General features: G+C 52.0%; 14 protein-coding genes and 1 pseudogene. 9 read left to right on the top strand and 6 right to left on the bottom strand.

What is annotated here, in order from left to right:
- Nucleotides 1–123: 123 nt before the first annotated feature.
- From ytfR to A31E_RS01960, 4 genes are read left to right on the top strand one after another with little or no spacing between them, the layout of a single operon-like run.
- On the top strand, nt 124–1626 hold the full coding sequence (gene ytfR, locus A31E_RS01975; RefSeq protein ID WP_000205820.1) for a galactofuranose ABC transporter, ATP-binding protein YtfR: 1503 nt from the start codon (nt 124–126) through the stop codon (nt 1624–1626).
- A 13-nt stretch (nt 1627–1639) separates the two neighbouring features.
- Nucleotides 1640–2662 (top strand): galactofuranose ABC transporter, ATP-binding protein YtfT, encoded by a 1023-nt coding sequence (ytfT, locus tag A31E_RS01970; protein WP_001468307.1) that lies wholly within the window; start codon nt 1640–1642, stop codon nt 2660–2662.
- A complete protein-coding gene (gene yjfF, locus A31E_RS01965; RefSeq protein ID WP_000596001.1) occupies nt 2649–3653 on the top strand; it encodes a galactofuranose ABC transporter, permease protein YjfF in 1005 nt (334 codons plus the stop codon). Before ytfT ends, yjfF begins: the two co-directional genes overlap by 14 nt.
- A 26-nt stretch (nt 3654–3679) precedes the next feature.
- A complete protein-coding gene (locus A31E_RS01960) occupies nt 3680–4195 on the top strand; it encodes a DUF2569 domain-containing protein (RefSeq protein WP_000263316.1) in 516 nt (171 codons plus the stop codon).
- A gap of 39 nt (nt 4196–4234) precedes the next feature.
- Here the strand turns inward: A31E_RS01960 and fbp are convergent, their stop codons facing one another.
- The gene (gene fbp, locus A31E_RS01955; protein ID WP_000853758.1) at nt 4235–5233 is read right to left on the bottom strand and encodes a class 1 fructose-bisphosphatase; all 999 of its coding nucleotides are present in this window, start codon (nt 5231–5233) and stop codon (nt 4235–4237) included.
- Nucleotides 5234–5408: 175 nt separating this feature from the next.
- Here fbp and mpl point away from each other — a divergent pair, with 175 nt between their 5' ends.
- Complete coding sequence (gene mpl, locus A31E_RS01950) at nt 5409–6782, top strand: UDP-N-acetylmuramate:L-alanyl-gamma-D-glutamyl-meso-diaminopimelate ligase (protein ID WP_016249517.1); 1374 nt, start codon at nt 5409–5411, stop codon at nt 6780–6782.
- A 179-nt stretch (nt 6783–6961) separates the two neighbouring features.
- On the opposite strand, the gene yjgA is transcribed toward mpl, so the two are convergent.
- On the bottom strand, nt 6962–7513 hold the full coding sequence (gene yjgA, locus A31E_RS01945) for a ribosome biogenesis factor YjgA (protein WP_000166266.1): 552 nt from the start codon (nt 7511–7513) through the stop codon (nt 6962–6964).
- Nucleotides 7514–7606: 93 nt separating this feature from the next.
- Here yjgA and pmbA point away from each other — a divergent pair, with 93 nt between their 5' ends.
- The gene (pmbA, locus tag A31E_RS01940) at nt 7607–8959 is read left to right on the top strand and encodes a metalloprotease PmbA (RefSeq protein ID WP_001162190.1); all 1353 of its coding nucleotides are present in this window, start codon (nt 7607–7609) and stop codon (nt 8957–8959) included.
- Between the two features lie 58 nt (nt 8960–9017).
- Complete coding sequence (gene cybC / locus A31E_RS01935; protein WP_001232257.1) at nt 9018–9404, top strand: cytochrome b562; 387 nt, start codon at nt 9018–9020, stop codon at nt 9402–9404.
- Here the strand turns inward: cybC and A31E_RS0123295 are convergent.
- A complete protein-coding gene (locus A31E_RS0123295) occupies nt 9401–9565 on the bottom strand; it encodes a hypothetical protein (protein ID WP_228943734.1) in 165 nt (54 codons plus the stop codon). The genes cybC and A31E_RS0123295 overlap by 4 nt on opposite strands.
- 28 nt (nt 9566–9593) lie before the next feature.
- Here A31E_RS0123295 and A31E_RS01930 point away from each other — a divergent pair, with 28 nt between their 5' ends.
- Together A31E_RS01930 and A31E_RS01925 are read left to right on the top strand one after the other, a co-directional pair.
- Nucleotides 9594–9836: a type II toxin-antitoxin system RelB/DinJ family antitoxin gene (locus tag A31E_RS01930; RefSeq protein WP_000212715.1), complete on the top strand. Its 243-nt coding sequence runs from the start codon at nt 9594–9596 to the stop codon at nt 9834–9836.
- Nucleotides 9826–10115: pseudogene (locus A31E_RS01925) on the top strand (type II toxin-antitoxin system RelE family toxin). Before A31E_RS01930 ends, A31E_RS01925 begins: the two are co-directional and overlap by 11 nt.
- Here the strand turns inward: A31E_RS01925 and nrdG are convergent.
- The 3 genes from nrdG to treC form a co-directional block, all read right to left on the bottom strand.
- Nucleotides 10116–10580, bottom strand: a complete 465-nt coding sequence (gene nrdG, locus A31E_RS01920) for an anaerobic ribonucleoside-triphosphate reductase-activating protein (RefSeq protein ID WP_001106237.1) — start codon at nt 10578–10580, stop codon at nt 10116–10118.
- An 84-nt stretch (nt 10581–10664) separates the two neighbouring features.
- A complete protein-coding gene (nrdD, locus tag A31E_RS01915) occupies nt 10665–12803 on the bottom strand; it encodes an anaerobic ribonucleoside-triphosphate reductase (protein ID WP_000187807.1) in 2139 nt (712 codons plus the stop codon).
- A 392-nt stretch (nt 12804–13195) separates the two neighbouring features.
- A complete protein-coding gene (treC, locus tag A31E_RS01910) occupies nt 13196–14851 on the bottom strand; it encodes an alpha,alpha-phosphotrehalase (RefSeq protein ID WP_016249519.1) in 1656 nt (551 codons plus the stop codon).
- Nucleotides 14852–14864 lie beyond the last annotated feature (13 nt).

Here is a 14864-nt window from a genome sequence, read left to right on the forward strand (position 1 = left end):
GATGCCGACTGGTAGGTCGGATAAGGCGTTCACGCCGCATCAGGCATTTGTGCGCAGATGCCTGATGCGACGCTGGTGCGTCTTATCAGGCCTACCAGGAGCCCGCTTTACACTGGGAGAGCTATGACTACCGACCAACACCAGGAAATCCTCCGTACCGAAGGATTAAGCAAATTCTTCCCCGGCGTCAAAGCGTTAGATAACGTTGACTTCAGCTTGCGTCGTGGTGAAATTATGGCACTGCTTGGTGAAAACGGGGCAGGAAAATCGACGCTGATTAAAGCATTAACCGGCGTTTACCATGCCGATCGCGGCACAATCTGGCTGGAAGGCCAGGCCATCTCACCGAAAAACACAGCCCATGCACAACAGCTTGGCATCGGCACCGTCTACCAGGAAGTCAACCTGTTACCCAATATGTCGGTTGCCGACAATCTCTTTATCGGCCGTGAGCCCAAACGTTTCGGCTTGCTACGGCGCAAAGAGATGGAAAAGCGCGCAACCGGGTTAATGGCATCCTACGGTTTCTCCCTCGACGTGCGCGAACCGCTTAACCGTTTTTCGGTGGCAATGCAGCAAATCGTCGCCATTTGCCGGGCCATCGATCTCTCCGCCAAAGTGCTGATCCTTGATGAACCCACCGCCAGCCTCGACACCCAGGAAGTGGAACTACTGTTTGGCCTGATGCGCCAGCTTCGAGATCGCGGCGTCAGCCTGATCTTCGTCACTCACTTTCTCGATCAGGTATACCAGGTCAGTGATCGGATCACCGTCTTACGCAATGGCAGCTTTGTTGGCTGTCGGGAAACCCGCGAGCTTCCGCAGATCGAACTGGTGAAAATGATGCTGGGGCGTGAACTCGACACTCATGCGCTACAGCGTGCCGGGCGAACATTGTTGAGCGACAAACCTGTTGCCGAGTTTAACAATTACGGCAAGAAAGGGACGATCGCGCCGTTTGATCTGGAAATTCGTCCCGGCGAGATCGTCGGGTTGGCAGGTTTGCTGGGATCAGGACGTACAGAAACTGCGGAAGTGATCTTCGGTATCAAACCCGCCGACAGCGGCACAGCGTTGATCAAAGGTAAACCGCAAACCCTGCGATCGCCGCATCATGCATCGGTACTGGGTATTGGTTTCTGTCCGGAAGACCGGAAAACCGATGGCATTATTGCTGCCGCTTCGGTACGGGAAAATATCATCCTTGCCTTACAAGCCCAGCGCGGCTGGCTGCGACCGATTTCACGCAAAGAACAGCAGGAAATAGCAGAACGATTTATCCGCCAGCTCGGTATTCGCACCCCTTCCACGGAACAGCCGATAGAGTTCCTCTCTGGCGGTAATCAACAAAAAGTGTTGCTTTCACGCTGGCTGCTGACTCGTCCGCAATTTCTAATTCTCGACGAGCCAACGCGCGGTATTGACGTTGGTGCCCACGCCGAGATCATCCGCCTGATTGAAACGTTGTGCGCCGATGGTCTGGCACTGCTGGTGATCTCCTCGGAACTGGAAGAACTGGTGGGCTATGCCGATCGGGTGATCATCATGCGTGATCGTAAACAAGTGGCAGAGATCCCGCTGGCAGAGCTTTCCGTTCCGGCGATCATGAACGCCATTGCGGCGTAAGGAGAACAGTGTGATGCCTCAATCTCTCCCTGACACCGCGTCGTCGAAAAGGCGTTTTCGCTGGCCGACGGGAATGCCGCAACTGGCAGCGCTATTGCTGGTGCTGCTGGTCGATAGCTTGGTCGCCCCGCATTTCTGGCAGGTGGTGCTTCAGGATGGGCGTCTGTTCGGGAGTCCCATCGATATCCTTAACCGCGCGGCTCCCGTTGCGCTGCTGGCGATCGGCATGACGCTGGTGATCGCCACTGGCGGCATCGATCTTTCCGTAGGCGCGGTGATGGCTATTGCCGGAGCCACAACGGCCGCGATGACGGTAGCGGGGTATAGCGTGCCGATTGTGCTACTCAGTGCGTTAGGCACCGGCATTCTGGCTGGATTGTGGAATGGCATTCTGGTGGCGATCCTCAAAATTCAACCGTTTGTCGCCACTCTGATCCTGATGGTTGCCGGGCGCGGCGTGGCGCAACTGATCACCTCCGGACAGATCGTTACTTTCAACTCGCCGGATCTCTCCTGGTTCGGCAGCGGATCGCTGTTGTTCCTGCCAACGCCGGTCATTATTGCAGTGCTGACACTTCTTCTGTTTTGGTTGCTGGCTCGCAAAACGGCGCTGGGGATGTTTATTGAAGCTGTTGGCATCAACATTCGGGCAGCGAAAAATGCCGGAGTGAACACGCGGATCATCGTCATGCTCACCTATGTGTTGAGCGGGCTGTGTGCGGCGATTGCGGGCATTATCGTGGCGGCGGATATTCGCGGTGCCGACGCCAATAATGCTGGATTATGGCTGGAACTGGACGCCATTCTTGCGGTGGTGATCGGCGGTGGATCACTGATGGGCGGGCGCTTTAACCTGCTGCTCTCGGTGGTGGGGGCGCTGATTATTCAGGGAATGAATACCGGGATTTTGCTCTCGGGCTTTCCGCCGGAGATGAATCAGGTGGTGAAAGCGGTGGTGGTGCTTTGCGTGCTGATTGTTCAGTCGCAACGCTTTATCAGTCTGATTAAAGGAGTGCGTAGCCGTGATAAAACGTAACTTGCCACTGATGATCACCATCGGCGTCTTTGTGTTGGGCTATCTCTACTGTCTGACGCAGTTTCCCGGTTTTGCCTCCACGCGGGTGATCTGCAATATCCTGACTGATAACGCTTTTCTGGGGATCATCGCTGTCGGCATGACCTTTGTGATCCTCTCCGGTGGGATCGATCTTTCTGTCGGTTCGGTGATCGCTTTTACCGGCGTGTTTCTGGCAAAGGTGATTGGTGACTTCGGCTTTTCGCCACTATTGGCCTTCCCGCTGGTACTGGTGATGGGCTGTGCCTTCGGCGCATTTATGGGGCTTCTGATCGACGCGCTGAAGATCCCGGCATTCATCATTACCCTGGCAGGAATGTTCTTTTTGCGCGGCGTCAGCTATCTCGTTTCGGAAGAGTCGATCCCGATTAACCATCCCATTTATGAAACGCTCTCAAGCCTGGCGTGGAAAATCCCCGGCGGTGGTCGCTTAAGCGCGATGGGGCTGCTGATGCTTGCGGTGGTGGTTATTGGTATTTTCCTCGCACATCGTACCCGTTTTGGTAATCAGGTATATGCCATTGGTGGCAACGCGACTTCGGCAAACCTGATGGGAATTTCTACTCGCAGCACCACTATTCGCATTTATATGCTCTCCACCGGACTGGCGACACTGGCCGGGATTGTCTTCTCTATTTACACCCAGGCCGGATACGCGCTGGCAGGCGTAGGTGTGGAACTGGACGCTATCGCCTCCGTGGTGATTGGCGGTACACTTTTAAGCGGCGGTGTTGGGACAGTATTAGGAACGCTTTTTGGCGTAGCGATTCAGGGACTCATTCAGACTTACATAAACTTTGACGGCACGATGAGTTCATGGTGGACGAAAATCGCCATCGGCATTTTGCTGTTTATTTTCATTGCATTACAGCGTGGGTTAACGGTGCTGTGGGAGAACCGTCAGAGTTCGCCAGTAATAAGAGTGAGTCCGGAAAATACAATAAAAGAGTAAATTTACTGATATACAAGGATATTTTTATGTGGGCAAAGGAAGGCGAGGATTTAAGTACAACATGCAAAAGTTGTGGAGTAGCTGTTTTACCACCTGACGATTATTGCAAAGGTTGTGCTGATAAAAAGCTTACGGGGATTGGAGGTTGGCTGTATTTACCTGCTATTTCTTTAGTGCTGGTGATTATTTCGAGCATTTATTCTTTTGTACGAACATGGGGGCTTGCTCAGGGCAGTCAGGAAGAACCGCTCAGAACTCTGCTTTATCTGGAAGTGGTCGGATGTGCCACGATATTTCTGTTGGTGAGTTATACTACTTTTTTGTTTTTTAATAAGAAACGCCAACTTCCTCACTACTATATTGCCCTTCTTCTGGCGCTCTTCGCATTGAATGTTGCTGATATTTGGGGAGCAGTACAATTTCTTCATGCCACAATTGATCTTTCAGACGCATGGGGTGTGCTGAAAAATATCATTCATCTGGCTATCTGGGTTCCCTATTTCCGTGTCTCTAAACGCGTCAAATTAACTTTTGTTAATTAAAACGCAAAAACGCCGGACTGCTCCGGCGTTTTTAGACCATTACGCGTCCGGGAACTCACGGATAAAGCGTTCGACATCTTCAACCATATGGTCATTGCCGACGAAGAACGAACGGCGCTGATGCAGGGTTTCCGGGATGATATCCAGAATACGCTCTTTGCCATCGCTCGCTTTACCGCCAGCTTGTTCCGCCAGGAATGCCATTGGGTTGCATTCATACAGCAAACGCAGTTTACCGTCCGGGTGACTTGCGGTGCTTGGATAGAGATAAATGCCGCCTTTCAGCAGGTTACGGTGGAAATCCGCGACCAGTGAACCGATATAACGTGAGGTGTACGGGCGGTTGGTGGACTTATCTTCTTCCTGGCAGAATTTAATGTACTTCTTCACGCCGTTAGGAAACTTAATGTAGTTTCCTTCGTTGATGGAGTAGGTTGAGCCTTTCTCCGGGAAACGCATTTTTTCCTGACACAGACAGAAAACGCCGAGTGACGGATCATAAGTAAAGGCGTGGACGCCGCAGCCAGTGGTGTAAACCAGCATGGTAGAGGAGCCGTATACCACGTAACCTGCGGCAACCTGTTTATTACCAGGCTGGAGGAAATCCTCTTCCGTTACCGGCGTACCAACAGGCGTGACGCGGCGGTAGATGGAGAATATAGTACCGACAGAGACGTTAACATCGATGTTGGACGAGCCATCCAGGGGGTCCATCAGCACAACGTATTTTGCGTGTTCACACCCATCAAAGACGACAATCCCATCCTCTTCTTCAGATGCAATGCCCGCAACGATATCGCGCGCTTTCAATGCGGCTTTCAGTTTTTCATTAGCGAACAGGTCGAGTTTTTGTTGCACCTCGCCCTGCACATTCTCAGCACCGCTGGCACCCAGGATATCAACCAGTCCGGCTTTGTTGATATCTCTATGGATAATCTTGGCGCCCAGTTTTATTGCCGACAGCAAAGCAGTGAGCTCACCGGTAGCATGAGAAAACTCGTGCTGCTTTTCGACAATAAATTCACCTAACGTTTTCATAAAACTTTCCCTGCAATGTTTATGGAGTAAAGCGACCGCAACAATCTTAACAAATAATCTGAATGTTGCGCTCAGGTGAATCGCGCCAGCAAATTACGGATTATCCTGAAATGCGTTTCTCACTTGCCCGACATATGCGTAAAATGAGCGGTAGATTAAAAAAGGATAATGACGTATGCGCATTCATATTTTAGGAATTTGTGGCACGTTTATGGGTGGTCTGGCGATTCTGGCGCGCCAGTTGGGCCATGAAGTAACGGGTTCGGACGCCAATGTGTATCCGCCGATGAGCACCTTACTTGAGAAGCAAGGCATTGAACTGATTCAGGGTTTCGATGCCAGCCAGCTCGATCCGCAGCCGGATTTGGTGATTATTGGCAATGCCATGACCCGTGGAAATCCGTGTGTGGAAGCGGTACTGGAAAAAAACATTCCGTATATGTCAGGTCCACAGTGGCTGCACGATTTTGTGCTGCGTGACCGCTGGGTTCTGGCCATTGCTGGTACACACGGCAAAACCACTACCGCGGGAATGGCGACCTGGATTCTGGAACAGTGCGGCTATAAACCGGGTTTTGTGATCGGCGGTGTACCTGGAAACTTTGAGGTTTCGGCGCGTCTGGGCGAAAGCGACTTCTTTGTTATCGAAGCGGATGAGTATGACTGCGCCTTCTTTGACAAACGTTCTAAGTTTGTTCATTACTGCCCGCGCACGCTGATCCTCAATAATCTTGAGTTTGATCACGCCGATATTTTCGACGACCTGAAAGCGATCCAGAAACAGTTCCACCATCTGGTACGTATTGTTCCGGGGCAGGGCCGTATTATCTGGCCGGAAAACGACATCAACCTGAAACAGACCATGGCGATGGGCTGCTGGAGCGAGCAGGAGCTGGTGGGCGAGCAGGGACACTGGCAGGCGAAAAAGCTGACCACCGACGCTTCCGAATGGGAAGTTTTGCTGGATGGTGAAAAAGTGGGTGAAGTGAAATGGTCGCTGGTGGGGGAACATAACATGCACAACGGTCTGATGGCGATTGCTGCGGCCCGTCATGTTGGTGTTGCTCCGGCAGATGCTGCTAATGCGCTGGGGTCATTTATCAACGCTCGTCGTCGTCTGGAACTGCGTGGTGAAGCAAATGGCGTGACGGTATATGACGATTTTGCCCATCACCCGACGGCAATTCTGGCAACGCTGGCGGCGCTGCGCGGTAAAGTTGGTGGTACGGCGCGTATTATTGCCGTGCTGGAACCACGCTCGAACACCATGAAGATGGGCGTCTGCAAAGATGATTTAGCACCGTCGTTAGGTCGTGCCGATGAAGTCTTCCTGTTGCAACCGGCGCATATTCCGTGGCAGGTAGCCGAAGTGGCGGAAGCCTGTATTCAGCCTGCACACTGGAGTGGTGATGTCGATGCGTTGGCAGATATGGTGGTGAAAACCGCCCAGCCTGGCGACCATATTCTGGTGATGAGCAACGGCGATTTTGGTGGTATTCATCAGAAACTGCTGGATGGTCTGGCGAAGAAGGCGGAAGCCGCGCAGTAACCCTGAGACGTTTTATAAGGCCTACAGGGGCAACGTGCTTTTGTAGGCCGGATAGGGCGTTCACGCCGCATCCGGCATTTGAGCATAGCGCCTGAAGCGACGCTTGACGCGTCTTATCAGGCCTACAGATCTGGCGGTGCACTGCATCCGGCAAACCATACTCACATCAGCAACAAAACTTACCCTTCGTTCTCCGCTAACTCACGCAGATACTGGAAAATCTGTCGTGCGGATTTCGGCGGCTTGTTCCCTTCTTTCTCTTTCTTCGCGTTGCGGATCAGAGCACGTAATTGCTGACGATCGGCATCTGGCCACAAGTTCAATACCTCAGCGATGGCATCATCACCGTGGTCGATCAAACGATCGCGCAGGTTTTCCAGTTTATGGAACAGCACAACCTGCTGGTTGTGGCGGTTTTTCAGCTTATCCAGCGCCTGACGGATCGGTTCTACATCGCGCTGGCGCAGCATCTTACCGATAAGCTGCAACTGGCGGCGGCGGCCTTCCATCTTAATACGCTGGGCTAACTCGATAGCTGCGCGCAGATCCGCATCTAGCGGGATCTTATCCAGCGCGTTTTTCCCCAGATCTACAATTTCCGCACCCAGGCGTTTTAACTCCTCGGCATCGCGTTTAATTTCACTTTTACTGACCCAGATAATTTCATCGTCTTCGTCTTCGATATCATCACCGGGAACGTCGTCGAGCCAGTCTTCGGGCTGCTTAGTCATGTCAGGCTCCTTAAAAAAAGAGGCTAATGTTACCAGTTAAGATGCGCACTGAAAAACGGTTCTCTGTTAGACTTCAGAGAAACTCTCTACATTATGGCACTTGCAATGAAAGTAATCTCTCAAGTTGAAGCGCAGCGCAAGATTCTGGAAGAAGCAGTTTCGACTGCGCTGGAGTTGGCCTCAGGCAAATCGGACGGTGCAGAAGTTGCCGTCAGCAAGACCACCGGCATTAGCGTAAGCACGCGTTATGGTGAAGTGGAGAATGTCGAATTCAATAGCGATGGCGCGCTGGGGATCACCGTTTATCACCAGAACCGCAAAGGTAGTGCATCATCCACCGATTTAAGCCCGCAGGCCATTGCCCGCACCGTACAGGCGGCGCTGGATATTGCCCGTTATACCTCGCCAGATCCCTACGCAGGCGTGGCAGATAAAGAGTTGCTGGCCTTTGACGCGCCTGATCTCGACTTGTTCCACCCTGCGGAAGTCTCTCCGGATGAAGCCATTGAACTGGCGGCCCGTGCTGAACAGGCTGCGTTAAAGGCGGACAAACGCATCACCAATACCGAAGGCGGCAGTTTTAACAGCCACTACGGGGTAAAAGTATTTGGTAACAGCCACGGCATGTTGCAGGGCTACTGTTCAACGCGCCATTCACTCTCCAGTTGCGTGATTGCCGAAGAGAACGGCGATATGGAGCGTGATTATGCCTACACCATTGGTCGCGCGATGAGCGATCTACAAACGCCGGAATGGGTCGGGGCAGACTGCGCCCGCCGTACTTTATCGCGCCTGTCACCGCGTAAACTCTCCACTATGAAAGCGCCGGTAATTTTTGCCAATGAAGTTGCCACGGGGCTGTTTGGTCATCTGGTCGGCGCGATTGCCGGTGGTGCGGTCTACCGCAAATCGACTTTTCTGCTCGACTCGCTCGGTAAACAAATTTTGCCTGACTGGCTGACCATTGAAGAACACCCGCATCTGCTAAAAGGGTTGGCATCCACGCCATTCGACAGTGAAGGTGTGCGCACCGAGCGTCGCGATATCATCAAAGATGGCATCCTGACTCAGTGGCTGCTGACTTCCTACTCTGCGCGCAAGCTGGGGCTGAAAAGTACCGGTCATGCGGGCGGTATCCACAACTGGCGTATTGCCGGGCAAGGTCTGAGCTTCGAGCAGATGCTCAAAGAGATGGGCACCGGGCTGGTGGTGACAGAATTGATGGGCCAGGGCGTGAGCGCAATTACCGGTGATTATTCCCGTGGTGCCGCGGGCTTCTGGGTAGAAAACGGCGAAATTCAGTATCCGGTTAGCGAAATCACCATCGCAGGTAATTTAAAAGATATGTGGCGCAATATTGTCACCGTCGGTAACGATATTGAAACACGCAGCAATATACAGTGTGGTTCTGTACTGTTGCCGGAGATGAAAATCGCCGGGCAGTAAAAAACTGGCGCGACCTGCCGCGCCGAATCTTAATAAGAAAAATGGAAGGAAGTGAGCAATGCGTAAAAGCCTGTTAGCTATTCTTGCAGTCTCCTCGTTGGTATTCAGTTCGGCGTCGTTTGCCGCTGATCTGGAAGGCAATATGGAAACCCTCAACGACAATTTAAAAGTGGTCGAAAAAGCGGATAACGCGGCGCAAGTCAAAGATGCGTTAACCAAAATGCGCGCCGCGGCGCTGGATGCGCAAAAAGCAACGCCGCCGAAGCTGGAAGGTAAATCGCCAGACAGTCCGGAAATGAAAGATTTCCGTCACGGTTTCGACATTCTGGTCGGCCAGATTGACGACGCGCTGAAGTTGGCGAACGAAGGTAAAGTCAAAGAAGCACAGGCCGCCGCAGAGCAACTGAAAACCACCCGCAACACCTATCACAAGAAGTATCGTTAATGCTGGATTGGGCGGTGAAACATCACCGCCCAACGCTCTTCTCCTTTCATAAATCCCACGCAGAATTTACTGTCAACACGACCATTGTCCTGTGCGTAGCCCCATTTTTGCGAGGCGTTTTCCATAAATGAATGTAATGCATATGTAATGCTATAATGCATTACACTTTTCGTAATTACCGGAGGCATAATGGCCACACTTAACGTCCGCCTGGATGACAAACTGAAAAATGAGGCTTATGCGGTGCTGGAAAAATTAAATATCACGCCTACTGAAGCAGTGCGACTGTTGTTTCAGTACGTTGCGGAAAATGGGCGAATGCCGGTAAAAACGCTCACTGTCAGTGATAGCGAAGAAGCCTTGTTACGCACTGTCAGGGAACGACTGGCCAACCCACAAGAGGCCATTAAGGTCCGACTGGATGAACTATGAGCTGGCCTTTGATCCGCGAGCGCTGAAAGAGTGGCAAAAGCTGAGCGTGGCAGTCCGGGAACAATTTTAAAAAAGCTTGAGAATGTGCTGAAAAGGCCGAGCAATCCATCGGCTAAACTGCGGGATTTGCCGGACTGCTATAAAATTAAGTTTCGGACACTGGGATATCGTCTGGTCTATCAGGTCAACGATAAAGCGTTGCTCGTGTTGGTGATAGCTATTGGTAAGAGAGAGAACTCAGCCGTTTATGATGAGGCGGATAAACGGCTGGATGAGTGATTACCGCAAATGATGCACCACCTGGTTGCTGCTACCGCGCCAGATCAGGGACGGATCTTTTAAATCCTGCACAAATTTGCCGTCGACCAGCACGTTAATCAAGTCAACAACCTGCATTTGCGCAGCATTGAGTTCGTCGAGTTTATAGCCTGTCCATACCCAGATATCTTTACCAGGGCACTCGGCGCGGATGCGTTGTACCAGTTTTAAAATATCCGGCACGTTTTGTGGGTGCAGCGGGTCGCCGCCGGAGAGGGAAATACCCTGGCGTTTGATGCGGGTGTCGTTCAGATCGTTGATGATCTGGTCTTCCATTTCTTTGGTAAACGGTTGACCGGAATTTACCCGCCAGGTGCTTTTGTTATAGCAGCCAGGACATTCATGGACGCACCCGGAGACAAACAGGGTGCAGCGAGTGCCGGGGCCGTTAACGATGTCGACAGGATAGTATTGATGGTAATTCATTTTTGCCTGGCTTATCAGTCCGCGTGTAGGCCGGATAAGACGCTTTCGCGTCGCATCCGGCATTTGCTTACCGCAGAGTGAAGATCAACCGATTTGCCCATTGCCCAAATGTTTAACGCGGCGCTTAACTTCTTCCTGCTTACCGGCGTTAAACGGACGCGCATCAGGACTGCCTAAATATCCGCACACGCGGCGAGTCACCGACACACGGGAGGTGTCATGGTTACCACATTTCGGGCAGGTGAAGCCTTTGCTGGTGCACTCAAACTCACCGGTAAAGCCACATTCGTAGCATTCATCGATCGGCGTGTTGGTGCCGTAATACGGCACATGCTGATAGCTGTAATCCCAGACATCTTCCAGCGCCTTCAGGTTGTGCTGAATATTTGGATACTCGCCGTAGCAAATGAAGCCACCGTTCGCCAGCGGCGGATAAGGCGCTTCAAAGTCGATCTTGTCGTACGGGTTAACCTTCTTCTCAACATCGAGGTGGAAACTGTTGGTGTAGTAACCTTTATCGGTCACGCCCGGCACCACGCCAAACTCCGCAGTATCAAGACGACAGAAGCGATCGCACAGGTTTTCACTCGGCGTACTGTAGAGGCTGAAACCGTAGCCGGTTTCTTCTTTCCACTGATCCACCGCCTGACGCAGACGTTCAACAATGGCAATACCTTTCGCACGCAGTTGCTCGTTGTCGTAAACATGTTCGCCGCCGAACAGCGCATTAATCGTTTCGTGGATCCCGATATAACCCAGCGAAATCGATGCACGACCGTTTTTGAAGATTTCAGAAACGTCGTCATCAGCATTCAGACGTACTCCACAGGCACCTTCCATATAGAGGATTGGGGCCACGCGCGCTTTCACGCCTTCCAGACGGGCGATACGGGTCATCAGCGCCTTACGCGCCAGCACCAGGCGTTCATCCAGCAGCTTCCAGAAGGTGGCTTCATCACCTTTTGCTTCCAGCGCAATACGCGGCAGGTTAAGGCTGATTACGCCGAGGTTGTTACGTCCATCGTGGATCTGCTCGCCGTTTTCGTTTTCCCACACGCCGAGGAAGCTGCGGCAACCCATTGGCGTTTTAAACGACCCAGTAACCTTAACCACCTGATCGTAGTTCAGAATGTCTGGATACATGCGCTTGCTTGCACACTCCAGTGCCAGTTGTTTGATGTCGTAGTTCGGATCGCCTTTTTTATGGTTCAGGCCATCGCGGATCGCAAACACCAGTTTCGGGAACACGGCAGTTTTACGGTTTTTACCGAGGCCCGCGATACGGTTACGCAGGATAGATTCCTGAATCAGACGCGACTCCCAGCTAGTACCCAGACCAAAGCCAAAGGTGACAAACGGCGTCTGACCGTTGGCTGTGTGCAGGGTATTCACTTCATATTCCAGCGACTGGAACGCGTCGTAGCACTCTTTGATGGTACGAGAGTTGGCGTAGCCTTCAGCGTCTGGAATGCTCCACTCTTCCGCTGTTTTACGGTGCTTGTTGTAGCTGGCAGTGACGAACGGTGCCAGAACTTCGTCGATACGGTTAATGGTGGTGCCGCCATAAATATGGCTGGCAACCTGGGCGATAATCTGTGCAGTTACTGCGGTTGCCGTAGAGATCGACTTCGGCGGTTCAATCTCGGCGTTCCCCATCTTAAAGCCCTGGGTCAACATACCTTTCAGGTCGATCAACATGCAGTTGAACATCGGGAAGAACGGCGAGTAATCGAGATCGTGGTAGTGAATATCGCCACGCTCATGCGCCTGAACCACGTCACGCGGCAGCAAATGCTGGCGTGCATAGTGTTTAGCAACAATCCCGGCCAGCAGGTCGCGCTGGGTCGGAATCACCTTGCTGTCTTTGTTGGCGTTTTCATTGAGCAACGAAGAGTTGGTCTGCTCGACCAGGCCACGGATCTCCTGGTTCAGGCGACCGCGTTTTTCACGTTCAATGTCGCGATCATGACGGTACTCGATGTAAGCACGAGCCAGTTGTTTGTACGGGCCAGACATGAGCTGGTTTTCAACTGCAGTCTGGATTTCGTTGATATCGACCTGGGTGCGGCCTTGCATTTGCTCGCTGACGACAGCGGCAACAGTGGCACAATAATCTGCATCATCGACTTCCGCTGCTTTAGCTGCACGCAGAATAGCTTCTTTGATGCGCTCTGATTTAAACGGCACTTTGCAGCCGTCTCGTTTCATCACATGCGGTGTCATGATCGCTCCATATTTTTAAGAACAGGTTATACACAGAAAATTGGGAAGTGCGCCCCGGTTTATTTGGCTCTTTTTACGGGGAGTTACAGCAGTCCCAATCTGCCTTATCCACAATTATGTCGGCTTAGTTGGTGTGTATCTTGATGCAAGTATAGTCGACGGATACAACATATTGGGTTGCGATGCATTTTAAAGTCTATATATAGTGCTTTGCATTAAGGATGTTTGAGCTTTTTTTGATTTAGCTCAAAGTAAAAAGCAGAGTGTACGGATGACGGGCGCTACAGCGATGTGTAAATTTTTAATAATTTTCTGTTTAAAAAACCAACAAAAACAATGTGCTGCCATGTAAGGCCCCGAAAATGCTCGCTTTACCGGGGCCAGGAGAAGAATTATCTCTGCAACCACCAGGCAGCCTCAAAAGGCCGTAATGTCATGGCTCCCGGTTGAGAGGAGGCTTCTTCATAGTTGTGCATTAACAGTTGCCAGTCGCCGCGGATTTGCCCTGGCTGCCAGGGTTGTATGTCGCGGCTAAGGTTGGCAATCACCAATAAGGTTTGCCCCTGCCATTCGCGGCGATAGCACCACAACGCAGGGCTGTTTGGCAGCAGATCCTGGTAATCGCCCCATGTCAGAATGGGTTCTTGTTTACGCAGCGCGATTAATTTCTGATAGGTGTAAAACACCGAAGATTCATCGGCCAGCGCGGCTTCCACATTGATTTCCCGATAGTTATCACACACGGCAATCCACGGTTCGACGGTAGTAAACCCGGCGTTATCGCCGTTGTTCCATTGCATTGGCGTGCGGCTGTTATCGCGGGACTTGCTGGCGAGGATCGCCAATAACTCTTCGGCGTCACACCCGCAGTTGCGCAGTTCGGCAAACATGTTGAGGCTTTCCACGTCGCGGTAATCGGTAATGCGTGTGAAATGCGGATTGGTCATGCCAATCTCTTCCCCCTGGTAAATATAAGGCGTTCCCTGCATACCATGCAGCACCATCGCCAGCATTTTTGCCGCAGGCTCTCGGTAGTCACCTTCATCGCCAAAGCGAGAAACAATGCGCGGCTGATCGTGGTTACACCAGAACAAAGCATTCCACGCGACGTTATGCATTCCCTGTTGCCAGTGGCGGAACAATGTTTTTAACGCTACAAAGTCAGGTTTAGCTAGCGTCCATTTTTCACCGCCGGGATAATCGACCTTCAGGTGATGAAAATTAAAGGTCATCGACAATTCACTGCCTGTCAGCGCCGCGTATCGCTGGCAATGTTCAAGGCTGGTGGAGGACATTTCACCTACGGTCATCAACCCGCGTGGTGTAAAGACATCACGGTTCATCTCGTGCAAAAACTCATGGACTCGTGGCCCGTCGGTGTAGAAGCGACGCCCGTCGCCATCCAGATCGTCAGGGAAGCGCGGGTCTTTGGAGATCAGATTCACCACATCCAGACGCAGCCCGTCTACCCCGCGATCGGCCCAGAACTCACAGACTTTTTTCAGTTCTGTGCGTACTGCTGGGTTTTCCCAGTTGAGATCGGCCTGTTCAGGTGCAAACAGATGCAAATAATACTGTTCGCTTTCTGCGTGCCAGCGCCAGGCATTGCCGCCGAATTTAGAACGCCAGTTATTTGGTGGTATTCCTGGTTTGCCGTCACGCCAGATATAAAACTGACGATAAGGGCTTTCTTTGTTCAGCGCCTCGCGAAACCAGGCGTGTTGGGTAGAAGTATGGTTAAACACCATATCAAGAATAATGCGAATACCGCGCGATTTCGCCTGCGCCACCAGTTCGTCAAAATCATCCAGCGTGCCATACGTGGGATCAATCGCCGTATAGTTCGCCACGTCGTAACCGTTATCGACCTGGGGAGAGACATAAAAGGGGGTCAACCAGATAGCATCGACCCCCAGTTTTTGTAGATAGTCGAGGCGCAGGGTGACTCCGCGCAGATCGCCGGTGCCGCTGCCGGTGGTGTCCTGAAAACTCTTTGGATAAATCTGGTAGATAACGCCGTTTTGCCACCAGTGGGGAAGATTAGTCATTAGGTTATTCCTG

Origin of the sequence: Escherichia sp. KTE159 (assembly GCF_000408805.1) — a bacterium.
Lineage (GTDB): Bacteria > Pseudomonadota > Gammaproteobacteria > Enterobacterales > Enterobacteriaceae > Escherichia > Escherichia marmotae.

Coding starts and splice junctions, on each gene's coding strand:
- nrdD (WP_000187807.1), bottom strand. CDS start 12,803: ATGACACCGCATGTGATGAAACGAGACGGCTGCAAAGTGCCGTTTAAA.
- pmbA (WP_001162190.1), top strand. CDS start 7,607: ATGGCACTTGCAATGAAAGTAATCTCTCAAGTTGAAGCGCAGCGCAAG.
- ytfT (WP_001468307.1), top strand. CDS start 1,640: ATGCCTCAATCTCTCCCTGACACCGCGTCGTCGAAAAGGCGTTTTCGC.
- A31E_RS01930 (WP_000212715.1), top strand. CDS start 9,594: ATGGCCACACTTAACGTCCGCCTGGATGACAAACTGAAAAATGAGGCT.
- fbp (WP_000853758.1), bottom strand. CDS start 5,233: ATGAAAACGTTAGGTGAATTTATTGTCGAAAAGCAGCACGAGTTTTCT.
- cybC (WP_001232257.1), top strand. CDS start 9,018: ATGCGTAAAAGCCTGTTAGCTATTCTTGCAGTCTCCTCGTTGGTATTC.
- mpl (WP_016249517.1), top strand. CDS start 5,409: ATGCGCATTCATATTTTAGGAATTTGTGGCACGTTTATGGGTGGTCTG.
- nrdG (WP_001106237.1), bottom strand. CDS start 10,580: ATGAATTACCATCAATACTATCCTGTCGACATCGTTAACGGCCCCGGC.
- yjgA (WP_000166266.1), bottom strand. CDS start 7,513: ATGACTAAGCAGCCCGAAGACTGGCTCGACGACGTTCCCGGTGATGAT.
- ytfR (WP_000205820.1), top strand. CDS start 124: ATGACTACCGACCAACACCAGGAAATCCTCCGTACCGAAGGATTAAGC.
- A31E_RS01960 (WP_000263316.1), top strand. CDS start 3,680: ATGTGGGCAAAGGAAGGCGAGGATTTAAGTACAACATGCAAAAGTTGT.
- treC (WP_016249519.1), bottom strand. CDS start 14,851: ATGACTAATCTTCCCCACTGGTGGCAAAACGGCGTTATCTACCAGATT.
- A31E_RS0123295 (WP_228943734.1), bottom strand. CDS start 9,565: ATGCATTATAGCATTACATATGCATTACATTCATTTATGGAAAACGCC.